Here is a 24365-nt window from a genome sequence, read left to right as displayed (position 1 = left end):
CGTGGCCGCCGTGCGGGTTCCGCCGGGCCGGGCCGGGCGGCTCTGGTTGCGGGAACGTTCGGCTGTCGCATCATCGGCGCTGTCGCTGCTCGACCGTAAGCGGGCGCTGCTGGAGGCCGAGCTGAAGAAGGCACGGATACGCAGCGATCACGCCGCGCGCGCATGGGCGACCGCATACGAAGCCGCCCGGGTGTGGGGGACCCGGGCCGCGCTACTCGGTGGCGCGCGGGCACTGCTGGCCGCAAAACCTACACAGCGGGCGGAAGTCACGGTCCGTACCACGACGTTGGTGGGTGTGCGCTATCCCGACCGGGTCGAATGCTCACTGCCGAGCGACGGTCCGGCTGCTGTGGACAGCAGTATCACCGCGGTCCGGGCGCGCAACGCCTGTCGTCACGCACTCGTGGCCGCTGCCGCTGCCGCCGCTGCCGCCGCTGCCGCGCGGGCCGTCGAACAAGAGTTGGCCCGCACCCGGATCCGGGTCCGGGCGCTGCGGCACCGGCGTATTCCCGCCCTCCGGGCGGCGCTGGCCGAACTCGATCTGGCGTTGGAAGAGCGGGAACGCGAAGCGCGCGCTGCCGCCGGAGCCGAGTAGGGCGGGTCACCGCTCACCCACGCCGGCACGATCCTCGGCATCGGCCGGAGCCGGCGTGGTGGGCCGGCGGCGGAACCGGCGGGTACCCGGCCCGTGACGGTCCCGAACCGGGACCGTCACGCCTTCCGGGCGGGTGCCGTGCTGCCGGAGCGAGCGAGATGCGGACCTTCGCCTCTGTCGGCGGCAGGCCGAACGGCCCAGAATGAACCCGTGGCTCACAGCACGGCCTCGCCGTGGATCGATACGCGCCGGTACGACGCGGTGATCTTCGATATGGACGGCGTGGTGACCGATACCGCCTCGATACACGCCGCCGCGTGGACCGAACTGTTCGATACCTTCCTCGCCGCCCGACCGGTCCGTCCCGGTGAGAACAGGTCGCCGTTCACCGAAACCGACTATCTGGAGTATGTGGACGGCAAGCCGCGATATCGCGGTGTCGCCGATTTCCTGGCCTCCCGCGGCATCTATCCGGACCGGGGTGATCCTGCCGATCCCGAGACCGCCGGGACCGTATGCGCCCTCGGCAACCGCAAAGACCGGATATTCCTCGAGCATCTCACCCGTTCCGGTGTGACGCCCTTCGATTCGACCGTCGCCCTGGTCCGGCGCCTGCGGTGCGAAGGGATCCGGACCGGGGTGTTCTCCGCGAGCCGGAACTGCGCACGGGTTCTCTCCGCCGCCGGTCTCGGTCATCTGTTCGAGGCCCGGGTGGACGGACTGGACGCCGAGGAATTGGGCTTACCGGGCAAGCCCGATCCCGCGGTCCTGCGCGAAACGGCGTCCCGGCTGGGTAGTACTCCCGGCCGGACCGTTGTCGTCGAGGACGCCGAAGCCGGGGTCGCGGCGGGCAGCGGGGGAGGTTTCGGGTTGGTTGTCGGTATCGACCGCACAGGTCATGCCGACAGATTGTCGGCCGCCGGCGCAGACAGCGTCGTCGCGGACGCGGCCGGTATCGGTGTCCGCGGCGGTTTCCGCCGGATCGAGGAAACCCGGGATGTCTTCGAATTCTGGCCGCGGATAACGGATCTGCTGGAAATCGAGAATCCGGCAGTGCTGTTGGACTTCGACGGAACCCTGGCCGAGATCGTCACCGATCCGGACGCCGCCGAGCCGGTCGACGGCGCGGCCGCAACGCTCACCGAGCTCGCCGCGCTGTGCCCGGTGGCCGTGATCAGCGGGCGCGGCCTCGACGATCTGCGGCGACGGCTGCGCGTCCCCGGGATCTGGCTGGCCGGCAGCCACGGGGTCGAACTCATGGCACCCGACGGTTCCCGGCGCTCCCACCCTGTTCCGGCCGGTAGCGGCATAGTTCTCGACCGCGCGGCCGCGGCGCTGCGGGCGCAGCTGCGCGATCTCGGCGGCGTCTCGGTCGAACAGAAACCCCATACGGTGGCTGTGCATTTCCGCAATGCGACGGTCGCGGACGGCGAGCGGGCGATCGCCGCTGTGCGGGTGTACGGCCGCACGGTCGGTTTGCGCGTGACTTCCGGTCGTAAGATCGTCGAACTGCGGCCCGATATCGACTGGGACAAAGGCGACGCGCTGCGTTGGATACTGGAGCATATCGACCTGCCGGTGCTCCCGATCTATCTCGGCGACGATGTGACCGACGAGGACGCGTTCGAGGCAGTCGCGCCGGACGGGATCGCGGTGGTGGTGCGTGATGCCGAGAACTGCGCGCGATCCACCGCCGCCCAGTTCTCGGTGGCCGGCCCGTACCGGGTCCGGGAACTACTCGAACGACTCATCCGGCTGCTCGGCACCGGTCCGGCCGAACCGGAAACCTGGTCGCTGGTCTACCCGGGCTATGAACCGGACCGGGAAATGCTGCGCGAAGCCCTGTGTACGGTCGGGAACGGATACTTCGCCACCCGCGGGGCCGCCCCGGAGAGCGAGGCCGAAGGCCACCATTATCCGGGCACCTATGCCGCCGGTGTCTACAACCGGTTGACCGATCGGGTGAACGGGCAGCTGATCGAGAACGAGAGCCTGGTGAACCTCCCGAACTGGTCGGCGGTGACCTTCCGGATCGGCGACGGTGAATGGTTCGATCCCGATACCGCCGAGATCCTGGAATACGAACAGCGACTGGATATCCGCCGGGCCGAGCTGAGCCGACGGCTGCGGTTCCGCGATCCGGCCGGCCGCGTCACCCGGGTGGAACAGCGGCGCTTCGTCGCTGTGCACCGGCCCCACTCGGCGGCGGCGTCGATGACCCTCACCGCCGAGAACTGGTCGGGCACGATACAACTGCGTGCGATGATCGACGGCGCGGTCTCCAACGGTCTCGTGGCTCGTTACCGGGACCTGTCCGGAGAGCATCTGGACGCGATCCGGACCACGCGCCTGTCCACGGATTCGGTTCTGCTCGCCGCCCGGACCAATCGTTCGCTGATACCGCTGGCCGTGGCAGCCCGCGATATCGTGCACGGCGGCGCCGCGGTGTCCGATACCGCGTACGGCCCGGCCCGGATCGGGCACGAATTCACCGTCGAGGTCCACGAGAGCGATCCGGTGTCGTTGGAGCGGTCGGTAGCGCTGTGCACGGGCCGTGATCGCGCCTCGGCCGGACCCGACGACGAGGCCGCCCGGTGGCTGGCCACCGCGGGGGACTACGCGGAACTGTTCGCCGGCCACGCCGCGGCCTGGGACCGGATCTGGGGCCGGTTGCGCATCGACCTCGACGGCAACGCGGACGCGGTGCGCACCCTGCGGCTGCACCTGCTCCATCTGATCCAGACCTTATGGGTCGGGGCCGCTGACCCGGACGTGGGTGTGCCCGCGCGAGGACTGCACGGTGAGGCATACCGCGGCCACGTCTTCTGGGACGAATTATTCGTTTTCCCGGTGCTGAATCCGCGCTTTCCCGCGCTGACGAGATCGTTGCTGCGGTATCGGTATCGCCGGTTGCCGGAGGCGCGCCGAGCGGCCGCGGCGGCCGGTCTGCCCGGTGCGATGTTTCCCTGGCAGTCGGGTAGCGACGGGCGCGAGGAGAGCCAGCGACTCCACCTGAATCCGCTGTCGGGCCACTGGATTCCCGATCCGAGCCGACGGGCCCATCATGTCGGATCGGCCGTCGCCTACACGGTGTGGCAGTACTACCAAGCGACCGGCGATCTCGATTTCCTGGCCGACCAGGGCGCCGAGCTCCTGGTGGAGATCGCCCGGTTCTGGGCCGGGCTGGCCGATTTCGATCCCGGACGCGGCCGGTACGTTCTCTGCGGGGTCATCGGGCCGGACGAGTTCCATACCGGGTATCCGCACGCCCCGTACGCGGGTATCGACAACAATGCCTACACGAATGTGATGGCGGCCTGGACAATCTTCACCGCGCTCGAGGCGTTGGCCGCACTCGCGCCGCGGGCCCGGGCCGAACTGCTGGAGAAGCTCGGTGTGGGACCGTCCGAAACCGCCCGGTGGCGTGCGGTGGCGCATCGGATGTACGTACCCTTCCACGACGGGATCATCAGCCAGTTCGAGGGCTACGAACGGTTGCGCGAACTGGATTGGGAGTCCTACCGGCGCCGGTACGGCGATATCGGGCGGCTGGACCGGATACTGGAGGCCGAAGGCGACGATATCGGCCGTTACCGGGCCGGTAAACAGGCCGATGTCCTGATGCTCTTCTACCTGTTCTCCGCCGAGGAACTACGGGAGCTGTTCGCGCGCCTCGGCTACGAACTACCGGGGGAAATGATCCCCCGGTCGATCGAGTACTACTCCGCGCGGACCTCGCACGGATCGACACTGAGCGCGCTGGTGCATTCATGGGTGCTCGCCCGCGGCCATCGCGACCGGGCCATGGAATTCTTTGCTCGGGTACTCCGCTCGGATGTTGCCGATATCCAGGGCGGTACGACCGGTGAGGGTATCCACCTGGCGGCCATGGCCGGCAGTGTCGACCTGGTCCAGCGGTGCTTCACCGGTCTGGAACTCCGTGGGGACAGGCTGATCTTCTGCCCGCACTGGCCCAAAGCGCTCGGTAACCTCTCGTTTCCGATGCTGTACCGCGGGCATCGGCTCATCGTGCGTATCGACGAGCGCAGGGTGGAGGTCGGGTCGGAGCCCGGGACAGCGGCCCCGGTCGAGGTCGTCTGCCGGGACCGGGTCGTCTCGCTGTCGCCCGGCGAAACGGTCGTCCTGGTGGACCGTGCCGCGGTATGACCGGATTCTCGCGCCGGACGATACTGCCGACCGAACGTCCTGTCACGATCGACCGATCTCCGACTTCCGCGCGCCGCGTCGGTCGTTGTCGCGCGGATGCCGGATATGCGTCGCGCGCGGCGGCCCGGCCGACAGGTCGAATGGGCCTCGGTCCTCCAACTTGTCGGCCTCGGTAGCCTCCGAACCCGATAGTGCCGCGAAGAAGATCGAGGTCACCACTTCGGGCGATTGAGCAACCACCGCGTCGGTCCGGTGGCGCGACGCTTCTGCCGGACCGACGCGGTAGCAGGGGTTCGGATCCCCGCCGATCACATCGTCGGTGTGGTCGGGCCGTGGAACTCACACCGGCCGCCGGTCGATCGCCGGATCGTACTGCGGGGCGGCGGAATCGGAGACCCGAGCGACGGTGCGGGTACGGACCTGTCCGACCAGTACGTCCGCCGCGGCCGGTTCGAAGACCTCGGTTCCGGGCAACGAGACCGTCGCCGCCGCGGCGGCGACCCCGTATTCGCACGCGGACAGACAGCGGTCCCCGCGTGCGATGCGGTAGGTGACAGCGGCCATCAGGCTGTCTCCGGCACAAGCGTCGCTGCGCGGACGACCGGGCAGCGGCGGGGCGGAGATCTCGTGATCGGCGGCGAGTTCGGAATATGCGGCGCCGAGGGCTCCCACCGTGGTGATCGCGTGCCGGGTCGATCCGGATTCGAGCAGCCTGCGATTCGCCCGGCGGGCGTCGGCGAACGAGACGATCGGGTGTCCGATCAGCCCGGCGGCTTCCTTTCGATCCAGTCTGATGAGAAAGACATCCGCACCTCTCAGATGCCGGAGCTGGCCGCCCGTGACATCGAGGAGGGCAGGTATCCGGTGGGCACGGGCCTGCTGGACGACCGCGGCCGTGAACTCGTCCCCGACGCCCGGTGGGACGCTGCCGGTGACAACGACCAGGCAGCAGTGCGCGGCCTCGACATGTATCGCCGCGAGAACCTCCGCGACTTCTGCTTCGGTCATCGACGGTCCGGGCGGAACGATGTGGTAACTGTGCTGTGCTCGGGTCTCGGTGACGACCAGGGCCTCGCGTGTTTCCCCGGCGATCCCGATACTGTGCCCGTCCAAATTTTCGGCCGCGAGCAGACGGCCGAGGCGCAGTCCGGTTTCCCCGCCCGCGGCGTAGACGGCCGTAGCGGTCCCGCCCAGCCGCCGGAGACAGCGTGCGACGTTGATACCGCCGCCACCGGGCCGCACGGACCGCACCCGGGCACGGTTCTTGCCCTCGGCTCGCAACTCGTCGACTTCCAGGCAGATATCGACAGTCGGGTTCAGCGTCACCGTGAGAACCCGGCCCGGGTCCTGCCTTACGGCGCACGCGGAATCGGCTGCACCGGTTCGTTCCGCACCGGCTACGCCGATCCGGTCCGTACCGTGAGCATCGGAATTCACTACCGCCTCCACCACATGTCCACCGCCGTCGAGGCGACCAGATCCGGTGCGTGCCGGGTATCGAGTACATCCGCCTCGGGCCAAGGCGCCGCCGACCCCGATATGGCATGCGCGAGTTCGGGGGTCGCATCGGAGTCGCCGCCGCGCCGGCCGCGTAACCTCTCATCGGCCAGCCGGCGCGGGCAGACACAGTGCAGCTGTACGAGTTCCGCGTCCGCATCCGCGGCGAGCCCGGCCGCTGCCCGGCGCTCATATACGTCGGGCCAGCCCGCGTCGAGGACCACCGGCCGACCGGTCGCGAGCAGCGGACGTGCCCGGTCCAGGAGCTCGGTGTAGACCCGGTGCCGGCCCGCCGGTGAGTAGACGCCGGTGTCGTACTGTCCGACCGGCCCCGATATCGCACCGCCGTGGATCAGTTCCCGGCGTACCGTGTCGCTGGAGAGGGCATGCGCGCCGGTGGCGCGGGCGAGTCGCTGGGCGACCGTCGTCTTCCCGGTGCCCGGCAGGCCACCGACCAATGCCAGGCGAATCGCGCCGTGCCGCAGATGCTGCTGGGTCAAGGCGAGATGCCGCCGGGCCCGTTCGTATGCCGTGCGATCACCCTGGTCGTGCCGGATCGTATCGACCTTCGCCCGGACTGCGGCCCGGTAGGCGCGGTAGTGGTGGTCGAGAGAGTGTGGTGCGTGGTCTCCGCTGAACTGCCGGTATTCGGCGAGCAGCCGGGCGGCGGCCCGCGGGTGCCCGAGGAATTCCAGATCCATGGCGAGGAACGCCAGATCGTCGAGCCGGTCGAGACGGCGCAGTTCGTCGTCGAAATCCAGGCAGTCCAGCACCCGGAAACCGTCCGGCAGATCGAAGATGTCCTGGGCGAGGAGATCACCGTGCCCGTCCACGATCCATCCCTCGTCGATCCGCTGCTCGAACAGCGCGATCCGGCCGGAGATATAGCGCATCGCGTCGTCCTCGACCGCGTCGAGTTCCCCGGGGCCGATCACCGGGGAACGGCCGCGTAAGGCGCCGAGCACCGTCTGCCAACGTTCGCGCAATGCGGCCGCGGTACCGGCGCGAGCGGTTTCCGGACTGCTCTGTGCGCGGCGATGGAATTCCACCAGCGTCCGGACCAGCGTCCGGAGTCGGGTCGTGTCGTATCCGGGTTCGGTGAGCAGTGTGGCGAGTCGGCGTTGCTCGGGCATCCTGCGCATGACGAGAACCGGTTCTCCGGCCCCGTCGGTGATACCGGTCAGATGCGCGATTCCGAGGTAGACGTCCGGAGCCAGCCGCCGGTTGAGTTCGAGTTCACGGCGGCAGGCCTTTTCGCGGGCACGCACCGTGGCGAAGTCGAGGAAATCGGTGGTGACCGGTTTCTTGATCTTGTACGCCCGTTCACCGAACAGGACGACCAGACCGGTGTGTGTTTCGCGCAGCGCCGCCGGCTCGGAACAGGTGCCGGACCGGGCCGGGCCGGCGGTTTCCGAGGTGGAGGCGGTCATCGGACGTCCGCCGCGGTGAGGGCACGGTCGAGCAGAAGACGGCGTTCGGCGGCGGCCACCGCGCGCCGAGCGGCCGCTACGGCATCGGGTGTCACCGATATCGAGGTGATCCCCATCCGCACCAGATGCTCGGCGAATTCCGGGCGATTGGAGGGCGCCTGTCCGCACAGGGACGAGGTGATGCCCACCTCGCGGGCCGTGGTGACGATTCTGGAGATCGCGTCGAGCACAGCGGGATCGGATTCGTCGAACAGCTCACCGCAGTACTCGGAATCGCGGTCGACGCCCAGGACGAGCTGGGTCAGGTCGTTGCTGCCGATGGAGACGCCGTCGATTCCGAGCCCGGCGTATTCGCTCAGCCGGTACACGACCGACGGTACTTCGGCCATCACCCAGCGGTGCAGCCCGCGCTGGTGCCCGAGTGGACTCGCGTCGATCAGGTCGAGGCAGGATTCCAGTTCCCAGCGAGTGCGGACGAACGGGATCATCAGATGCAGGTTCGGCGACTGCTCCCGGACCGCGGCCAGAGCCGCCAATTCCAGCCGGAACACCTCGGGGTCACGGATGTAGCGGTAACAACCGCGGTAACCGATCATCGGGTTGTTCTCGACGGGCTCATAGCGCGAGCCCTGCTCCAGTCCCCGGAACTCGTTGCTGCGGAAGTCACTGGCCCGGTAGACGACCGGCCGGGGATGGAACGCGACGGCGATCCGGCGCAGGGATTCGGACAACCGATCGACGAAGCGGCCCTGTTCGCCGTGTGCGATCAGGTCACGCGGATGGCGATTGCCCAGTGCCCGGACCAGCAGGGTTTCCGCGCGAAGTAATCCGACTCCGTCGACGTCGGTCGCGGCGACCCGCTCCGCGGCCTCGGGCAGAGCGAGGTTCACATAGACGCGGGTGGCGGTCGGCTCGGTGACGGTGGGTGCGGTCACCGGTGCGCGGGCGACGGTCTCGGCTCCGGCGCGCGGGCCTCCGGCGCGAATTTCACCGGTGGCGCCGTCCACGGTGACGACGGCATGATCGGTGAGGGTAGTGGTGGCCGTTCGCGCCCCGACCACACACGGTATCCCGAGTTCACGCGCGACTATGGCGGCGTGACAGGTCATCCCGCCGCTATCGGTGACCACCGCGGCAGCGCGGCTCAGCGTCGGCAGCCAGTCGGGATTGGTCATGGGTGCCACCAGGACCTCGCCGTCGCGCAGGGTATGTCCGAGATCGGGTGAGGCGAGTACGCGGACGGCTCCCGTGGCCGAGCCGGGCGCGGCGCCGAGACCGCGAACCAGGACCCCGGTCCGGTCACCGGTTCCGGGGATATCCGGCGGCGGCCCGGTCGGTGTCGTGATCGGCCGCGCCTGGACCAGCCAGAGTTTGTCGGTATCGAACACCCACTCGACATCTTGCGGGGTTCCCGCGTGGTGTTGCTGGACAGCCAGAGCCAGCCGCGCGACGGCGACCGCCTCGTCTTCGCTGAGCACCGGCTCGGCAGTCTCGTCGTCGGACAGCGCGATCTCTCGATCGCCGTGGGGCCCGGCCACCACCGCGGACTGCTGGTGTCCACTGCGGGTACTGATCACCGTCGGCCCCGAGGTATCCAGCAGATAGGTGTCGGGCTCGGCGGTACCGGATACCACCACCTCGCCCTGCCCGCGCGCGGCCTCGACCACCAAGCGGTCGGTCCGGCCGGTCGCCGGGTCGGCGGTGAATGCGACACCGGCGACCCGCGCGGCGACCATGACCTGCACTACCACGGCCATCTGCGGGCGTGCCTTGATCCCGCGCCTGATCCGGTAGGTCAGCACGCGCGGCGTGAACAGGGAGGCCCAGCATTCGGTGATCGCGTCGAGCAGGTTCTCGTCGCCGCGCACGTTGGTGCGGGTGAGATTCATCCCGGCGAACGATGCGGTGGCGCTGTCCTCGCCCACCGCGGAGGATCGGACCGCGACGGTGACCTCCGGGCCGAGCGCGTGGTAAGCGGACAGGACGGCGTCGCGGACCGGGGGGTCGAGAACAGTGGCGTAGACGAGTTCGCGCATGGTGCGGCACTGATCGGCCAGTCCCGGGTCGTCGGTGGCGGTCTGTAGTGCGGCATCGTGGCGACGGTCCAGTTCCGGCCCGTGCGGCCCGTGGGTGATCACATGGTCGTAGCAGGCGCGCAGGACGACGAAACCGGGTGGGACCGGCAGCTGGGCGGCCACCAGCTCGCCGAGGTTCGCGCCTTTGCCTCCGGCTTCACCCGAGTCGCTCATCCGCAGTTGTTCGAATAGCGAGACGTACTGGCCCATATGCGCTCCTCGGATGTACCCCCGGCGGAGCTCAGGGGTGGATGACGGTGGTTTCGGCGGCCGGCAACCCGAGCGCGTCACCTGTGTCGGTGGTCCACTTGCGGATCGCGGACCAGTCGCGCAGATCGCCGTATCGCCTGCCGCCCATCAACCGATAACGTATGCGTGCCCGGCGGGAGATACCGGCGCGTTCGTAATGGCCTGCGAACGCGTGATAGTCGGCGGCGGCGACCTCGTCGCGTAGTGCCGCGATCTTCGGCGGTATCTTCCGGCCGATACGCTGGCCCAGCGGCCCGCGCAGTGCGGGACCCAGCCCCACGCTGAACAGCCGGACATCGGTGGCGTCGAGCTGTTCGCGGTTGTTCCGGAGATATGCGCCGGCTTCCGGAAGAAGGTCCATCTCGTGGACGGCGCTGCCCAGGACGACGGAATCGAACCGGGACGGGTCGGGTGCGTGGTCGATATCGTGAAGTTCCACATCGGCGGAGCGGTCGGCGAGTTCGGCCGCCACGAACTCGGCGATATCGCGGGTAGAGCCTTCTTCGGTGGCGTAGAGCACGGCGATTCGCGGATGCTTGGCTGTCATATACCGAGCGTCCAACGAGTCGTGGTCGGCGAGGAGAGTCCTGCTGCCCCGGCTGCGAGGACCATGGACCTGTACGGCCGACAGCGTACGGAGTAGACGCTGCCCCGACCACGATAGGCGCACAATGCCCCTGTCCGGTTGCACGGCCGGAGGGCACATCGAGAGGTGACCTTCGCCCGTCTCGGACGGCCGGGGGAAGACGCGACGCTGGATACGAACCTTTCCTGCGACGAGAGGGCGTCCAGATGACCGCATCCAACGGTCGCAGCGCACTGGCCACCGGTCGATCCCGGGGTGTTCGCGCGGCGATCGTTCGCGCCTCGGTCGAGGCGGACATCGATGTCGTTATCGGGGATCTGCTCGAACATGCCGGACTCGAGCCGGCTGATTCGGCGGGGCCGCACGCGACGTTCCACCGGCTCGATGTCACCGATGAGCGGAACTGGCGACGCGTCGCGACCGCGGGCCTGGTGCCGAACCTGTCCCAGCCGTCATGAGCTTCATGAAGCCCGGCAGCGCTCGGTGTGGCGGGATGGTTGCGGACGATATCGAGAGCGAGGAGTCGTCATGACCGGGATCCACCCGGATACCGAGGCCGTTCGGACGGCCCTGGCGCTGGCTGTCAGGGCTCCCTCCGTACACAACACCCAACCCTGGAAGTGGCGGGTGGGGGACCGGACAGTGCATCTCTACGCCGATGAAAGTCGCCGGCTGACCAGTGCGGATCCCGACGGTCGCGACGAGATACTCAGTTGCGGTGCGGCACTGCACCACTTCCGGGTCGCGGCGAGATCGCTGGGCTGGCGGTCGATTGTGCACCGCATCCCGAACCCCGCGGATCCCGCGCACCTCGCGGCGATCGAATTCGCCCGGGTCGCTCCGACCACCGACGACGAGGAGCTGGCCCGCGCGATCAACCGCAGACATACCGATAGACGCGGCCTCTCGTCCTGGGAGACCCCGCCCGGTCACCTGGCGACCCTCTCCGCGGCGTGTACCGAAGAAGGTGCCGGTATCCGGGAGATCAGCGGCGAGTCGAGCCGGACCGCCCTGGTCTCGGCGTTCGCCCGCGCGGCGGACGAACACCGCGCCGATCCCGCCTATCGCGCCGAACTCTCGCGGTGGAGCGGGACGCACGCGGTCCCGGAGGGGGTCCCCGCACGCAATGCGGTGCCGGTGGACGACGACCCGTTCATCCGCGAATTCGCCGGGGCTACCGGGACCGGGCCGGAAGTACGCGACGACCTCGGGGGTGGCGATCTGCTGCTGATCCACACACCCGACGACGACCGCCTCGCCCGCCTGCGCGCAGGCGAGGCCGGGAGCGCTGTGCTGCTCGCGGCGACGGTGCTCGGGTTGGCGACCTGCCCCTTGACCGAGCCGCTCGAGGTGCCCGATACCCGCATGATGGTGCGCGGCGATGTGCTCGACGGTATCGGGTATCCGCAACTGTTCATCAGGGTCGGTTGGGCGGCCGCGGAAGCCGACGAGGTTCCGGTGTCACCGCGACGTCCACTCGCCGACGTGATCAGCCCCCTGCGATGACGGTGCCGATTGAACGAGTCCCGGGATCGACCACGGTGGCGCTGCTGTACGCCGTGGACTGCACCGTGCCGATCTTTCCACCGGCGAGATCCGTCGAACCGTTCGTAACGCACCGCCGGACCCGAACGTCGAGAGCCGCCCGCCGAGTACCAGGGCACCGAGCCCATCGTCTCGGTGACCTTCTTCTCTGACTCGCGGCAGCCACGAACGGGATGCTCGAGGAGGAGGTTCGGCCCGGGAAAGGAAGGCAACCCCATGACCGAGTTCGTATCCGGTCCCGGAGAGCACGTCGCCCCGCCGGTGGTGGTGGCCGTGGACGGTTCGCCGAGTTCGTATCGGGCGGTGGCCTGGGCAGCCGTCGAGGCGAGTACGCACAGGTGCGCTCTGCACCTGGTCAATTCGTGGGTGCTACCGGTCGGGATCGGCCCCGAAGCCACCTTGACGGAAGACGACCTGCAAGATCTGTACGACGAAGCCGATCACCTGCTTGCCGAAGCTGTCCGGGTCGCCCGGACCACAGTGCCGGATGCCGAGTTCGCGGTCACCACCGAGGCCGTCGACAAACTCGTCGTACCCGATCTCATCGAGCGATCACATTCGGCTCGGATGCTGGTCCTCGGCAGTCGTGGGCTGGGGGCCTTCCAGCGTGGACTGATCGGATCGGTGAGTACCGCGGTGGCCCATCACGCCCGGTGCCCGGTCGCGGTGATCCACGCGGACGCACCGCTGGACGCGGCGGCCGCGGGCCGGCCGGTGCTGGTGGGTGTGGACGGCAGCGGTAACAGTGTGCCGGCCGTGGAGCTGGCGTTCGACGAGGCGACGCGCAGGCAGGTGGGATTGATCGCCGTGCACGCGTGGAGCGATACCAGCGGCTTCGAGATCCCGCTCCGCAACTGGGACGGTGCGCGGGAAGCGGCGCGGGCACTGCTCGCCGAGAATCTCGCCGGTTACGCGGAGAAGTATCCGGAGGTTCCCATCGAGCGCATCGTGACGGCGGACCGGCCGGTGCGCTCGCTGCTCGACGCTTCCGCGGAGGCCCAGCTGCTCGTCGTCGGTAGCCACGGGCGCGGCGGCTTCACGAGCATGTTGCTCGGATCCACCAGCAATGCGCTTCTGCACGTTGTGGATATCCCGATCATCATCGTTCGTCCACGCGACCGATGCTGAGTGGCTGTGGCCGGTGTTCCCGGTCGGCACCGGATATGTCGGCGTCAACGAGTTCGGGGGCTCCTTCTCAGAGCGACCACGCTGAGAGCGGCGGCGGCGAGCCCGATGGCCAGGGCCAGGAATCCACCGATGATCCCGTGCCCGGTACCCGGGCCGCCGTCGGCGGCGGCCACGACGAGCACCCCGATCACCGAGCCGATCAGCCCGGCAACCGATGCGGCGACTGCGGAGCGGCGTCCGGCGCGGCGGATGAGGGTGCGGGCGCCGATGACGAGACCGGCCGATCCCACTGCAACTCCCACCAGGGACCAGAAACGCCCGGCCGTCAGCCCCGAGAATCCCGACTGGGCCAGCATCTCCGGGCTGACGAGCAGGTCATGAACGGACATGATGTTCTCCTTGTTCAACAGCTGGAACAAGGACCGATTCTCTCGCCGGTCGCGTCGCTCGTCGTTGTGCGCAGGCAGACACTTCATGCTGCTGCCAGGGGTGCAGGAGCCCGTCTCTGTACCGCGTCCGCCGTAGGCGATGGTCGTTCTCGTGTGCGATTTCCTTCCGTTGACGTCGGGTTATCATGCACCCATGGGCCGGCTTCGGGACTGGGCGATTGCGCTGGGCGTCGCTGCTTTTCAGCTCGTCTCCGGGTTGGCCGGGCCGCCGGTCGGCTGGGTATTGCTGGTCGTCGGCGGGCTGTCGCTGGCCACCGGGAGCCTGGCGCCGGTCGCGGTGCTGGCCGTGACGGGGTCGACAGCGTTGGTTTACCAGGCTCTCGGGGTGGATGTGCCCGCGGTCGCGTTCCTGGTCGCTGTGTACGCGGCGTTCCGGGTGGGGCGTCGGGTGGCAGCGGTGGCCGGGTCGGTGGTCATGGTGCTGGTGATGCCCCTGGCACTGCTGATTTCGCCACGCGGATTGCTGGTGGGCGAGGCATTCATGGAGGCGCGGGATGTACTGCAGCTGGCGTGGCTGGTCGCCGCAGGCGCGGCGGGCGAAGCGCTGCGACAGGCCGAGCGGCGGGCCGACGACGCCGAGCGCACCCGAGAGGAGACCGCGCGGCGGCGGGCCGATGAGGAGCGGCTGTATATCGCGCGGGAGCTGCACGATTCGCTGACTCATCAGATTTCGGTGATCAAGGTGCAGGCTGAGGTGGCCGTACATCTGGCCCGTAAGCGCGGTGAGCAGGTGCCCGAGGCGCTGCTGGCGATTCTGGACGCCGGCCGTGAAGCGGCCCGGGAGCTACGGGCCACCCTGGAGGTGTTGCGCGCCGACCGCGCTCCGTCGTATGGGCTGGACCAGGTGGCGCACCTAGTGGAACGGGTCCGTGCGACCGGTCTGGATGCTCGGCTGACGATCGAGGGGCGGCGCGACATCCTGCCGCCGGACGTGGACCGGACTGCCTACCGGATCGTGCAGGAGTCGCTGACCAACGTTTCGCGGCACGCTGCCGCCGAGACCGCCTCGGTCCGTATCGAGTACTGCTCCGATTCGCTGGTTATCCGGGTGGACGACGACGGACGTGCCACCCCGGACAGCGCTGTCGCGCCGGGGGTGGGGTTGCTCGGGATGCGGGAACGGGTTACCGCGCTCGGCGGGCGGTTACAGGCGGCACCCGGCCGCGGCGGCGGGTTCACCGTCCATGCCGAGCTGCCGGTGGAGCGGACGCTGTGATCCGAGTCCTGCTGGTGGACGATCAGCCACTGATTCGCAGCGGTTTCCGTGCGCTGCTCGAGGTGGAGGACGACATCGAGGTGGTTGCCGAGGCCGCCGATGGTGCACGAGCCGTCGAGCTGGCACGTGAACACTTGCCCGATATCGCACTGGTGGACATCCAGATGCCGTTCGTGGACGGCATCGAGGCGACCCGGCGCATCGCCGCTGATCCGGCTCTGTGCGGGGTGCATGTGGTGATCCTGACCAACTATGGCCTGGACGAGAATGTCTACAACGCCCTGCGCGCGGGCGCGGCCGGTTTCCTGGTCAAGGACATCCATCCGGAGGACTTCCTGCACGCCGTGCGGGTCGCGGCCCGCGGTGACGCGCTGCTCGCACCGTCGGTCACGCGCACGTTGATCGACCGCTATGTCAGCCAGCCACTGGACCCGGGCGCGGGTTCCGGTCTGGCCGAGCTGACCAACCGTGAGCGGGAGGTGGTCGTCCTCGTCGCGCGGGGTTTGTCGAATGATGAGATCGCCGCTCGTTTGGTGATCAGCCCGCTGACCGCCAAAACCCATGTCAACCGGGCCATGACCAAGCTCCACGCCCGCGACCGTGCCCAACTGGTGGTCCTGGCCTACGAATCCGGTCTCGTGGCCCCACGCCGAGCCTGACCTCCGGTCCGCCCGCCCGGCTCCACCGCGGACGCATTGCGCTGTCGACGCCGACACCGGGCTGTCGCGCTCACCGGCCGACCCGGCCGACCACCGTGCACTGGTCGAGCGGTTCCTTGCCGCCGCACAGGACGGCGATCTCGCCGGCCTGGAGCTGATGCTCGCCGCGGACGTCGGCTCGGTCACCGACGGTGGTGGCCGGCCCGGGGTAGCGCGCCGGCCGCTGCGGGGCGCGGCGCAGGTCGCACGATACCTGGCGGCGACGGCGAGCCGCAGTGTTGCGAGTGTGCAGACGTGCGTCCACGAGGTCAACGGTGTGCCCGCATTGCTGGCCTGGTCGGGTTCCGTGCTGGTCGGCGTGCTCGTCCCCGAGATCGCGGACGGGCGGATCACCGTTGTCCGGATCGTGGCCGACCCGGACAAGCTCCGCTTCCTGGGAATCCGGACCGCGCGGTTGTCACGTTGACCGGAGCTGTCCGGTTCCTAGTGGTGTAAGTCGAATCCTCGAATCATGACGGAGCAAGAATGACCACAACCGTATCGGTCACCGGTGGTACCGGACGGCTCGGACGGGCCCTGGTGCCGCGGCTCGCCGCCGCCGGCCCGGAAGTCCGCGTTCTGACGCGCTCGAACCGCAACCCACCCCGGGAGAGCGGGTGGTCGGCGATCTACGCACCGGACACGGAATCGTGGAAGCGATCACCGGTGCACAGGTGATCGTCCACTCGGCCACTACCAACGGACGCGGCGATATGCCCGCGATCCGCAACCTGATCACGTTCGGCCGGCTCACATTCGACGAGTTCGTCATGAGGGCCGCGTTCGAGCGGAGTGGCCGATGAACGGGTGGGTGCGCGCCGGAATCGGATTCCTTGCCGCGAGCCAGACCGGCGTCGGCATCTGGGCTCTGTTCTTCCCTGTGACCTTCTTCTCGCTCGAATTCGTGGGCATGGGAATGGCCTACAACGAGCATCTGATGCGCGACTACGGTGCCATGACGCTTGCCAGCGCGGTGGTGCTCGGCGTCGCAACAGTCCAGATGGGGCGGATGCTCACGGTTGTCGCGCTGGCAATGTATCTGACGTGGTCGGTTCCGCACTTTGTCGTGCACCTGACGATGCTCGACCATCTCGCTCCGTCGACGGGTGCCGTGCTGATCACGGCACTCGGCGCGGCGGTGGTCCTTTCGGCCGGGCTGCTGGTCTGCGTGGTGTCGTCACGCCCATCGGCAAGTTGACACCGACACCCTGGCTGTCCTGGACGACCGCCCGCACTTCCGCGCCGTACTCGAGCGAGATACCTGCCGTCGGCATGCGACATCGAGACAACTTCGCCGGATGTGTCGATTCGTCAGCAGGTGGCGGGCGCAGGTTCGCCGCGGACCCGGCCCTCGAGCCACCGCAACATCTCGGGGGCACCTACAGCTGCTGCGGACAAATGCTCGAACGCGGGGACCTGGAGCGTCTGCAATCGCACCCCGGACGCGCACCAGCGGCGGTTGGTGTTGTTGATCGCGTCGACCGGGATCAGTGGGTCGGTCGGCGAATGCCATTCGAATATCGGCACTTCTGGGACCCGGTCGTAGAGCTCCACGCTGTTCTCGGCCACCACGGCCCAGGCATCGGGCTGGTCGAAGGCGGAGGTGCTCGTGGCGAGCTCCTGCGCGCTGCCTCCGGCGCCGATGGCGAGGATGTCGTTGGTGCAACTGTTGGCGATCGCGTCACGGAACGCGATACCGCGCTGATTGAGATTCGAGCTGATCGGTACCCGGTCCGGGTATTCCCGCTCCAGGCCTATGGCCGCGGCCATCGCCAACCCGAAGGCCGGGTGGGGATTGTGGCCCAGCCCCCGTGCCATCGATACCAGGTTCATGGGGGCTCCGCCGATGGCCGCACCCGCGAGCCGCAACTCGGGTGCGTAGGACGGTTGCAGCGCGGCTGCCCATGCTGTCGCGAGACCGCCGCCGGAGTAGCCGGCCAGTACCGCCGGGCTGTCCGCGACGGCGAGATCGGGCACCTGTTTCACCGCCCGGACGCCGTCCAGCGTGATCTGCCCACCCAAACGTCCGGCGCCGAGTGCGAACTGTGGTCCGAGATGATCCGGCAGCGCCACGCTCCAGCCCTGCTGCAGCAACATACTCAACACCGGCATGATCATCGACAGATTCAGATCGGCGTCGTAGAGCCGGTGCGATACCGCGCAGCTGGTGCCGAGCGAATTGATGAAATGCTGATACGACAGCAAGGGTGCGCCGGGTCGATGGCCTGCGGGGGTGGCGATCGTGGTGGTCGCCGCGATCGGCGCGCCCCGCGAATCGGTGGAGCGAAACTTGACCAGCCGGATCGTCGCGCCGGCGAATACGACCACTGGTGGTAGTACCCGCACATCGAGCACGTCACCTGGTCGATGCGCCGCCAGATCGGCCGGCGCGGCATAGAACGTGTCCGGATCGGGGTGCGGGTACATCGGTTCGGCGGTTGCCGTTGTCGCCACCAGCAGCGCACATGACAAACCGCCGAGCACACCCAGAAAACGAAGAGACGGACGAGTCACGATCCTGACCTCCAGGAGGGGTGTAGTTCGCCGCAATCGCCGATTCGAATCTGAAACAGATCGATTTCGGTCAGCAAAACTATCACGCCACGTCGAGCAGCGGCCGTATTGACGAAGAAGCATGTTCATGTGCGCACGATCTTCCACCGATGACGACCCCGGCAGCGGGCGGTCCTCGATCCCACGCCGGGCGATACGAGCAACGATCCCGCGAGCACGCAGCCGGCGGCGATGGATATCGAAGTCCCGGCGAATTCCGTTCGCGCCGCGAAAGCGCTCCGTCGGCAGATCGAGAGGCGAGAGGAGTGGTCGGCCGTCGTGCATCGCCCCTGGGCGGGGCACCGCCGGGTCCGGTCGTGGTTTATCGGCCCAGCACAACCCTGTGCATCAGTGCCGACCGCGTGTCGGCAGGGTCGGCGGGCCGGGCCCGGTGCAGCGTCAGCGTTTCACCGGGAGGTCCGCGACGGCGCGGTGGCCGAATAGCGTTGGGGTACAGAGGCGTGGCGAGTGCGCCAGGAGCCGATCAGGCCACCGGCGCCGACAGCGAGGCGGCGGGGTAGCGGTACTCGTGCGCGGCGGGAGAACACGGCGAAGTCGCTGTCCTCGATCCGATCGAGAATCTCCGAGTACAGGGTGAGTGCGGCGCTCACGCACGGCCGGGAGCGGGGATGGAGGAGCGCGATGCCCTCGCGTGCGTAGGAGTAGCGCTCGCGGGTGAGCGCGTGCTGGTGGGCGAGTGCGCGCCGGAGCCGGGTATCGGTGCGGCGCTGGGCGCGGCAGCGTTGCAGCAGTTCTCGGTCGACTCCGAAGGCGGCGAGTTCGTCGGCGGGCAGATAGACGCGACCGCGGGCGAGGTCTTCGTCGATATCGCGCAGGAAGTTGGTGAGCTGGAAGGCGTAGCCGAGCGCGGCAGCGTACGGCGCGGCTTCTTCACGCGGGACCACGGTGCCGAGCACGGGCAGGACCTGGAGTCCGATGACTTCGGCGGAGCCGTGGACATATCGGTCGAGGGCGGCGCGGTCGGGATAGTCGGTGACCGTCAGGTCCATCCGCATGGAATCGAAGAACGAGTCGAACAGTTCGCTGGGCAGCCGGTAGGTGCGCACGGTGTCGAGCACGGCAGCCAGGACCGGGTCGGCGGCGCTGTCGGTGGCCCGGAAACGGGAGGCCAGGGTTTCCAGGGCCGCGGCGCGGTCGGCGGGACCGGCGGCGGGATCGAGGGAGTCCAGGATATCGTCGGCGCGTCGCGCGAAGCCGTAGAGAGCGTGGACGGCGGGCCGCTGGTCGGGGGCGAGCAAGCGGGTGGCCAGGAAGAATGTTCTGCCGTGGCGGGCGTTGAGTGCACGGCACGCGGTGTAGGAGCGGCGCAGCTCGGTGCCGTGGATGCCGGCGGCGTCGAGTTCGGTGCGGGTCATGGTGTCGGCCTCCGGGATCGCTGGGTCAGGGGTTCGGCTGTGCGGGGCGCGGTGCCGGTGATCCGGTCGGCGGCCAGGCGCCCGGAGATCAGCACCGGCGGAATACCCACCCCGGGTACGGTGGAGCCACCGGCGAGGACCACGTTGTCCAGGCCTCGGATCATATTGGCCGGGCGCAGCGGTCCGGTCTGGGACATGGTGTGCGCCAGCGCGAACGGACTTCCGGCGAGCATGTCCTGACGGGCCCAGTCGGCGGGTGTGATCGTGCGCAGTATCTCGATATCGGTCAGCGGTGCCGGTAGCCGCTGGTTCACCGTCGTGAGTAGCTCTGCGGCGTAGGCGGGCGCCTCGCGGTCCCAGTCGATCGGGGCCCGGGCGAGATTGGGGGCGGGAGCCAGAATCGACACCAGGTCGCGGCCGGGTGGAGCGAGTGCCGGATCGGTGGCGGTGGGGCGGGTGAGCAGCAGCGATGGGTCGCGCATCGGCCGGCCCGTAGTGAGGATGTCGTCGAAGGTCTGCTCCCACGCGCGGCCGAACAGCAGCGTGTGGTGGGCCAGGTTCGCAGCAGGTGCGCAGCTCAGATGTAGGACTACGGCCGAGGGGGCGGCGACCGGCCGGATCGGGCGGTGTGAACGGTGACCCAGCAGTGCGTAGGTGCGGTGCAGTTCGGTGGTGAGGACCAGCGCGTCGCAGGCGATCTGCTGTCCGCCGGTGGTGGTGACGGATTCCACGCGCGGGCCCCGCCGCCGGACGGCGGCCACTGCGTCGCCGTAGTGGAACTGCACCCCGGCGCGGGCAGCGGCGGCAGCCATCGCGTCCGGTAGCGCACGCATCCCACCGACCGGGAAGAACACGCCGCCGATGGTGTCCATATAGGCGATGACGGCGTAGGCGGCCAGCGCGCGCTGCGGAGCGACACCGGCGTAGAGGGACTGGAAGGTGAACAGTCTGCGCACGTCGGGGTCGTGCAGGTGGTCGGCGACGGCACGATCCCAGCGGCGCAGTGCTCCCGCTCTCACGAGCCGCGCAGTGGCCGGTTTCAACAGGGCGGCGGGTGAATCGAAGTCGGCGGCGATGAAATCGTCGAATTCGGCGCGGTAGAGATCGGTGAGCCATTGTCGTAGTCGGCGGTACCCCGCTGCTTCGCGCGCACCGGCGAAGTCGGTGATAGCCGCAGCCATGGGCTCGGCGCCGGTGTGCACTTCCAGCGCGCGGCCGTCGGCGAAATGCGCCCGGTAGGCAGGGTCGATGGGTACCAGACGAATATGGTCGTCGGTCTGTGCGCCGACGGCGGCGAACGCGTCGTCGATCAGGTCGGGCATGGTCAGCACGGTCGGTCCGAGGTCGAGCCGATGCCCGGCGATATCGGCGCGGGCGGCGCGGCCGCCGGGCACCTGTTCGCGTTCGACGACGGTGACCTGTTTCCCGCGGCCGGCCAGATACAGCGCGGCCGACAGTCCGGCCAGGCCTGCCCCGACCACGACGATCTGGTCGGTCGGGCCGATGACGTGGCGCATGAAATGCCTACCTTCAGTATTTGCGGGCGGCGCAGCTCTCGGCGAATGCGTCGAGCATCGCGCGCGGGGACGCCGGTAACGGTGCGGTGGACAGTGTCTGCCGGGAGGCAGCGAGGCGTTGCTCGATCATCTCTTCGACTCGGGTGGGTGCGCCGGTCGCGATGATCAGGGCCCGAATGTCCTCGATCGCCGCTGGGTCGTGGACCGGTGCGCGCAGCAGGGTGGTGAGCCGGTGGTGTAGCCGCGGGCCGGCCATTGCCAGAGCGGCCACGATCACGGTGTTCGCCTTGTGCTCGGTGATGTCGTTGTCGCCGGGTTTACCGGTGACCTCGGGTGCCCCGAAGACCCCGAGCAGGTCGTCACGTAGTTGGAAGGCTTCGCCGACCAGGCGACCGTAACCCGCGAGCGCTGTGGTGACCGGGTCGTCGCAGCCGGCCATGGCCGCACCCATCACAACCGGCCATTTCACCGTGTAGTCACCGGATTTGGCTCGCGCGATCGCCAATACCGACTCCAGTGCCGGTATCGTGGAAGCGCGGACATCGTTGGCCAGATCGGCGAACTGGCCGCGTGCCAGCTCGATCCGCATTTGGTCGTAGTGCGGCCAGACCCGCGCCAAGGATTCGGCCGGTACTCCGCTTCCGCGCATCATCTGCTCGGCCCACACCAGGCACATATCGCCGAGCAGAGTGGCCGCCGATTCACCGAACCGGCGCGCGGACCCGGCCATACCGAGTTCGCGATGCTGCTCGGTGAACTGCAGGTGCGCCGTGTGAGTCCCGCGCCGGACAGTCGAGCTGTCCATCACATCGTCCTGGAGTAGCGCGAACGCATGCAGGAATTCGATTGCCGCGCATGCCCGCAGCGCCGCTTCGTCCTCGTCGCCGCCGCACAACCAGCCCAGATACATCACCACCGACCGCACGCATTTGCCGCCACCGGCATACTGCCGCAGGACCTGATCGACCTCGACCCCGGCAATCGGCTCCGACGGAACCGTGGCACGGAACCGCGCCAATTCCGCTTGTACGCCGGCGCGTATCTGTTCGCGCCGCTGCGACCACCCCGAGCTGTCGGTGACGAAAACGGGGTGGCAGCGCTCCCGCGCAGGCCCACGGCCCCGGACGGTCTCGGTGTTCATCGGCACTCCTCGATTCCGAGGGGAAGTAGCGGATACCGAACCCACTCAACCCGTATTCGATGCGTAAACGATGCAAGTTTCATGGGGTGTGCACCGCCCGGACGACTTCGGCGAGTGCGTCCTCGAGGGCGTCGACGCGCAGCGCTCCGGGGACCCCATCGCTCGCGGGTACCGGCCAGCCGGGTCCGGCCAGCAGCAGCCGCGCGGGGACCCGGCTGCCGGCCGGGATCGGCGCGGCCGCGGCAGTTCCACGTGTCTGCGCCCACAACACCACCACGGGTCGGCGTGGTTGCCGGGCGATGGCGGCCGCCAAGGCGCCCGCGGGCGTATCGGCTCCCAGCAGGACAGCGGGTATGCCGGCTTCGGCCAGCGCCGCGCGCAACACTTCCAGCGGAAGTGCGTGGTTTTCCCCAGGGGTACATGCCAGCAGAACCGGAGTCGGCCCCGCGGTGACCGCCGGCGGCGGCACCGCCCGGTGCAGCGCCGTGGTGATGGTCCAGGACAGAACGTGTTCGACGTCGACGAGTCCGAGCTCGTGGGCTTGGCGATCCACGATGTCGGCGAAGGCGGGCCGGCACAGCCGATTCCACGTGCTCACCACTCCGTAGTGGGCGATATGGGTGGTGAACAGTGTCAGCAGGTGCGCCGATTCCAGCCGGTCGGCGGCCGCCAGTACCGGCGCGGTGTCTCCCAACGCGGGTCTTGTCCGACCGGCCGCTCGCGCTGCGGCGGCCGCGCTGACCGGCGTGATTCCGGCGTGTACCAACTCCACCATGCGTCGCAGGACCGCGACGTCCTCGGGTGTGTAGTAACGGTGTTTGCCGGGGCTGTGTCGTGACGGCCCGAGCTCGTAGCGCTGGGTCCAGCTCCGCAGTGTCGCCACGGGGATGCCCAGAGTCCGGGCCACCGCACCCACGGGCAGCTCGATCGCGGTACCGCCGTCGAAATCGGCCTGGTTTTCGTTCACCTCTGAACCCCTTTCGGCCGACCGGGCCGGCGAGCCGGCGTATGTGTCGTCGATACCCGGTCCGGCGTCCCCGGAGTCGGTGTCGTCGGGCGTAGGGGACCGGTGGGGCGTCAGCGCGTGGATACGCATCCCTGCAAGGTCTGGAAGTCACCGGCGAATCCCGGGCCGCCGGTGCAGATGGGGGTGGATGTGCCGGTCACGGTGACCGTGGCGCCGGGCCCGGCGATACCGATCGACAGCCCCGGTCGCACCCCGGTGGTATCGACCTGCGCGCCCGGTCCTATCGCGATCGCGGCCGGCCCGGACAGGAACCGGGAGGTGGAGGTGGCCGAGCCGCCGTCGGCGGCGATCGCCAGCGACAGGCTCGTTGCCGCGGCATCGGCGCGCGCACGGCCGTCGATCCCGTAGGCCGCGGCGGCGCCGCCGGCGGTACCGGACGCGGAGCAGGCGGCGCCGCCATCCCCGGCTTGTGCGACAACCCCGCCCGGTGCGGGGCAGGCTGCCGGTGGCGCGGCGGCGGCAGTGGTTCCGTCGACAAGAGCCCATATCGCGGCCGCGCTCGCACTCACCGATATCGCGAGTGCGCGGGTGGTTGTGCGGTGGAACATGACGGTCTCCTTCGTTCGATCGGTTCCACGGCCCGCCCGGGGCACGCCGCGAGGATTGAAGAATTTGCGTCTGTCAGCACTCTACTCCTAAAACGATGCAGAAGCGATGCATCGTGGTGGATTGATTCGCGGGGCGCACGACGGAACGGGCCGCAGGCTCGGCCCGCACGCCCACGGCTGCGCCGACCTCGAAGACCGCTCCGGTACCGGCCTCGTCGCCGGATGGCTCGACGGACCTCCGGTGTTCGAGGCGAAGCGCTTGCCGGACGCCACGGCGTTCGGTGAACCCGCCGCGTCGATCCGGTACTCCGTACCGCGCCGCTCTGGACCGACCTCGGATATTCAGGGCCCGGCATCGCGGAAGACACCCTCTAAACTCGGATCCACGTCTCACGCTCGAATCGCTGCCCGGGTTGCGGAGCAGTCGCGCGACAAGTCTCCGTGCGCGAGGTGAAGGCGGCATTCGGGCAGTACCGAGCCGTCCGTGTGGATCGGCTTCCGCGTATACGCCGCCGGTGCTCGTTCTACGGCGACCGGCAGGTCGAGCCGCTGAGCGGATGGCAGCGGG

At 68.8% G+C, this 24365-nt stretch carries 23 protein-coding genes; 11 read left to right on the top strand and 12 right to left on the bottom strand.

Features of this window, described 5'->3' with window-relative positions; all coding sequences use genetic code 11:
• Nucleotide 1 precedes the first annotated feature (1 nt).
• Nucleotides 2-595 (top strand): V-type ATP synthase subunit D, encoded by a 594-nt coding sequence (locus ACWEWT_RS07630; protein ID WP_452557226.1) that lies wholly within the window; start codon nucleotides 2-4, stop codon nucleotides 593-595.
• Between the two features lie 210 nt (nucleotides 596-805).
• Nucleotides 806-4762, top strand: coding sequence for a trehalose-phosphatase (gene otsB, locus ACWEWT_RS07625; protein ID WP_452557224.1), 3957 nt, complete (start codon nucleotides 806-808; stop codon nucleotides 4760-4762).
• Between the two features lie 42 nt (nucleotides 4763-4804).
• On the opposite strand, the gene ACWEWT_RS07620 is transcribed toward otsB, so the two are convergent.
• The 5 genes from ACWEWT_RS07620 to ACWEWT_RS07600 all read right to left on the bottom strand — a co-directional run bounded on the left by ACWEWT_RS07620 (nucleotide 4805) and on the right by ACWEWT_RS07600 (nucleotide 10560).
• On the bottom strand, nucleotides 4805-5074 hold the full coding sequence (locus tag ACWEWT_RS07620; RefSeq protein ID WP_452557222.1) for a hypothetical protein: 270 nt from the start codon (nucleotides 5072-5074) through the stop codon (nucleotides 4805-4807).
• A gap of 27 nt (nucleotides 5075-5101) precedes the next feature.
• Nucleotides 5102-6088, bottom strand: coding sequence for a 1-phosphofructokinase family hexose kinase (locus ACWEWT_RS07615; RefSeq protein ID WP_452557220.1), 987 nt, complete (start codon nucleotides 6086-6088; stop codon nucleotides 5102-5104).
• A gap of 110 nt (nucleotides 6089-6198) precedes the next feature.
• Nucleotides 6199-7689 (bottom strand): AAA family ATPase, encoded by a 1491-nt coding sequence (locus tag ACWEWT_RS07610; protein ID WP_452557218.1) that lies wholly within the window; start codon nucleotides 7687-7689, stop codon nucleotides 6199-6201.
• Nucleotides 7686-9974, bottom strand: a complete 2289-nt coding sequence (gene ppsA, locus ACWEWT_RS07605; protein WP_452557216.1) for a phosphoenolpyruvate synthase — start codon at nucleotides 9972-9974, stop codon at nucleotides 7686-7688. The genes ACWEWT_RS07610 and ppsA overlap by 4 nt, the downstream gene beginning before the upstream one ends.
• Nucleotides 9975-10005: 31 nt before the next feature.
• Complete coding sequence (locus ACWEWT_RS07600; protein WP_452557214.1) at nucleotides 10006-10560, bottom strand: flavodoxin domain-containing protein; 555 nt, start codon at nucleotides 10558-10560, stop codon at nucleotides 10006-10008.
• 245 nt (nucleotides 10561-10805) lie between these two features.
• Here ACWEWT_RS07600 and ACWEWT_RS07595 point away from each other — a divergent pair, with 245 nt between their 5' ends.
• The 3 genes from ACWEWT_RS07595 to ACWEWT_RS07585 all read left to right on the top strand — a co-directional run bounded on the left by ACWEWT_RS07595 (nucleotide 10806) and on the right by ACWEWT_RS07585 (nucleotide 13272).
• Nucleotides 10806-11057 carry a hypothetical protein gene (locus tag ACWEWT_RS07595; protein ID WP_452557212.1) on the top strand — a complete coding sequence of 84 codons (252 nt, stop codon included), beginning with the start codon at nucleotides 10806-10808 and terminating at the stop codon, nucleotides 11055-11057.
• 70 nt (nucleotides 11058-11127) lie between these two features.
• Nucleotides 11128-12105: an Acg family FMN-binding oxidoreductase gene (locus ACWEWT_RS07590; protein WP_452557210.1), complete on the top strand. Its 978-nt coding sequence runs from the start codon at nucleotides 11128-11130 to the stop codon at nucleotides 12103-12105.
• 255 nt (nucleotides 12106-12360) lie between these two features.
• Nucleotides 12361-13272 (top strand): universal stress protein, encoded by a 912-nt coding sequence (locus ACWEWT_RS07585; RefSeq protein WP_452557208.1) that lies wholly within the window; start codon nucleotides 12361-12363, stop codon nucleotides 13270-13272.
• A gap of 44 nt (nucleotides 13273-13316) precedes the next feature.
• On the opposite strand, the gene ACWEWT_RS07580 is transcribed toward ACWEWT_RS07585, so the two are convergent.
• Complete coding sequence (locus ACWEWT_RS07580; RefSeq protein ID WP_452557206.1) at nucleotides 13317-13661, bottom strand: DUF6223 family protein; 345 nt, start codon at nucleotides 13659-13661, stop codon at nucleotides 13317-13319.
• 193 nt (nucleotides 13662-13854) lie between these two features.
• On the opposite strand from ACWEWT_RS07580, the gene ACWEWT_RS07575 reads away from it, so the two are divergent.
• From ACWEWT_RS07575 to ACWEWT_RS07550, 6 genes are all read left to right on the top strand, one after another.
• Nucleotides 13855-14937 (top strand): sensor histidine kinase, encoded by a 1083-nt coding sequence (locus ACWEWT_RS07575; protein WP_452557204.1) that lies wholly within the window; start codon nucleotides 13855-13857, stop codon nucleotides 14935-14937.
• The gene (locus ACWEWT_RS07570) at nucleotides 14934-15596 is read left to right on the top strand and encodes a response regulator (protein WP_452557202.1); all 663 of its coding nucleotides are present in this window, start codon (nucleotides 14934-14936) and stop codon (nucleotides 15594-15596) included. Before ACWEWT_RS07575 ends, ACWEWT_RS07570 begins: the two co-directional genes overlap by 4 nt.
• Before the next feature lie 157 nt (nucleotides 15597-15753).
• The gene (locus ACWEWT_RS07565; RefSeq protein WP_452557200.1) at nucleotides 15754-16062 is read left to right on the top strand and encodes a hypothetical protein; all 309 of its coding nucleotides are present in this window, start codon (nucleotides 15754-15756) and stop codon (nucleotides 16060-16062) included.
• 59 nt (nucleotides 16063-16121) lie between these two features.
• Nucleotides 16122-16313: an NAD-dependent epimerase/dehydratase family protein gene (locus ACWEWT_RS07560; protein WP_452557198.1), complete on the top strand. Its 192-nt coding sequence runs from the start codon at nucleotides 16122-16124 to the stop codon at nucleotides 16311-16313.
• Nucleotides 16253-16438: a hypothetical protein gene (locus tag ACWEWT_RS07555; RefSeq protein ID WP_452557713.1), complete on the top strand. Its 186-nt coding sequence runs from the start codon at nucleotides 16253-16255 to the stop codon at nucleotides 16436-16438. The genes ACWEWT_RS07560 and ACWEWT_RS07555 overlap by 61 nt, the downstream gene beginning before the upstream one ends.
• Complete coding sequence (locus ACWEWT_RS07550; protein WP_452557196.1) at nucleotides 16435-16833, top strand: hypothetical protein; 399 nt, start codon at nucleotides 16435-16437, stop codon at nucleotides 16831-16833. The genes ACWEWT_RS07555 and ACWEWT_RS07550 overlap by 4 nt, the downstream gene beginning before the upstream one ends.
• Before the next feature lie 113 nt (nucleotides 16834-16946).
• Here ACWEWT_RS07550 and ACWEWT_RS07545 read toward each other — a convergent pair whose 3' ends face one another.
• From ACWEWT_RS07545 to ACWEWT_RS07520, 6 genes are all read right to left on the bottom strand, one after another.
• A complete protein-coding gene (locus ACWEWT_RS07545) occupies nucleotides 16947-18149 on the bottom strand; it encodes a lipase family protein (RefSeq protein ID WP_452557194.1) in 1203 nt (400 codons plus the stop codon).
• Nucleotides 18150-18595: 446 nt separating this feature from the next.
• A complete protein-coding gene (locus ACWEWT_RS07540) occupies nucleotides 18596-19564 on the bottom strand; it encodes a phytoene/squalene synthase family protein (protein WP_452557192.1) in 969 nt (322 codons plus the stop codon).
• Nucleotides 19561-21081, bottom strand: a complete 1521-nt coding sequence (gene crtI, locus ACWEWT_RS07535) for a phytoene desaturase family protein (protein ID WP_452557190.1) — start codon at nucleotides 21079-21081, stop codon at nucleotides 19561-19563. The genes ACWEWT_RS07540 and crtI overlap by 4 nt, the downstream gene beginning before the upstream one ends.
• A gap of 13 nt (nucleotides 21082-21094) precedes the next feature.
• Nucleotides 21095-22222, bottom strand: a complete 1128-nt coding sequence (locus ACWEWT_RS07530; RefSeq protein ID WP_452557188.1) for a polyprenyl synthetase family protein — start codon at nucleotides 22220-22222, stop codon at nucleotides 21095-21097.
• Nucleotides 22223-22301: 79 nt separating this feature from the next.
• Nucleotides 22302-23189, bottom strand: a complete 888-nt coding sequence (locus tag ACWEWT_RS07525; RefSeq protein ID WP_452557186.1) for a MerR family transcriptional regulator — start codon at nucleotides 23187-23189, stop codon at nucleotides 22302-22304.
• Between the two features lie 110 nt (nucleotides 23190-23299).
• Nucleotides 23300-23797 (bottom strand): DUF6764 family protein, encoded by a 498-nt coding sequence (locus tag ACWEWT_RS07520; RefSeq protein WP_452557184.1) that lies wholly within the window; start codon nucleotides 23795-23797, stop codon nucleotides 23300-23302.
• Nucleotides 23798-24365: the final 568 nt, after the last annotated feature.

Source organism: Nocardia sp. NPDC003963 (assembly GCF_053605105.1).
The sequence above is the reverse complement of the archived record's forward strand: the minus strand, read 5'-3'. Positions and strand labels throughout refer to the sequence as shown.

What these genes read in the sequence shown, in the direction of transcription:
- ACWEWT_RS07540 (WP_452557192.1), bottom strand. Translation starts at nt 19,564, where the DNA reads ATGACCCGCACCGAACTCGACGCCGCCGGCATCCACGGCACCGAGCTG.
- ACWEWT_RS07585 (WP_452557208.1), top strand. Translation starts at nt 12,361, where the DNA reads ATGACCGAGTTCGTATCCGGTCCCGGAGAGCACGTCGCCCCGCCGGTG.
- ACWEWT_RS07595 (WP_452557212.1), top strand. Translation starts at nt 10,806, where the DNA reads ATGACCGCATCCAACGGTCGCAGCGCACTGGCCACCGGTCGATCCCGG.
- ACWEWT_RS07590 (WP_452557210.1), top strand. Translation starts at nt 11,128, where the DNA reads ATGACCGGGATCCACCCGGATACCGAGGCCGTTCGGACGGCCCTGGCG.
- ACWEWT_RS07565 (WP_452557200.1), top strand. Translation starts at nt 15,754, where the DNA reads ATGCTCGCCGCGGACGTCGGCTCGGTCACCGACGGTGGTGGCCGGCCC.
- ACWEWT_RS07520 (WP_452557184.1), bottom strand. Translation starts at nt 23,797, where the DNA reads ATGTTCCACCGCACAACCACCCGCGCACTCGCGATATCGGTGAGTGCG.
- ACWEWT_RS07610 (WP_452557218.1), bottom strand. Translation starts at nt 7,689, where the DNA reads ATGACCGCCTCCACCTCGGAAACCGCCGGCCCGGCCCGGTCCGGCACC.
- ACWEWT_RS07600 (WP_452557214.1), bottom strand. Translation starts at nt 10,560, where the DNA reads ATGACAGCCAAGCATCCGCGAATCGCCGTGCTCTACGCCACCGAAGAA.
- ACWEWT_RS07530 (WP_452557188.1), bottom strand. Translation starts at nt 22,222, where the DNA reads ATGAACACCGAGACCGTCCGGGGCCGTGGGCCTGCGCGGGAGCGCTGC.
- crtI (WP_452557190.1), bottom strand. Translation starts at nt 21,081, where the DNA reads ATGCGCCACGTCATCGGCCCGACCGACCAGATCGTCGTGGTCGGGGCA.
- ACWEWT_RS07580 (WP_452557206.1), bottom strand. Translation starts at nt 13,661, where the DNA reads ATGTCCGTTCATGACCTGCTCGTCAGCCCGGAGATGCTGGCCCAGTCG.
- ACWEWT_RS07575 (WP_452557204.1), top strand. Translation starts at nt 13,855, where the DNA reads ATGGGCCGGCTTCGGGACTGGGCGATTGCGCTGGGCGTCGCTGCTTTT.
- ACWEWT_RS07560 (WP_452557198.1), top strand. Translation starts at nt 16,122, where the DNA reads ATGACCACAACCGTATCGGTCACCGGTGGTACCGGACGGCTCGGACGG.
- ppsA (WP_452557216.1), bottom strand. Translation starts at nt 9,974, where the DNA reads ATGGGCCAGTACGTCTCGCTATTCGAACAACTGCGGATGAGCGACTCG.
- ACWEWT_RS07550 (WP_452557196.1), top strand. Translation starts at nt 16,435, where the DNA reads ATGAACGGGTGGGTGCGCGCCGGAATCGGATTCCTTGCCGCGAGCCAG.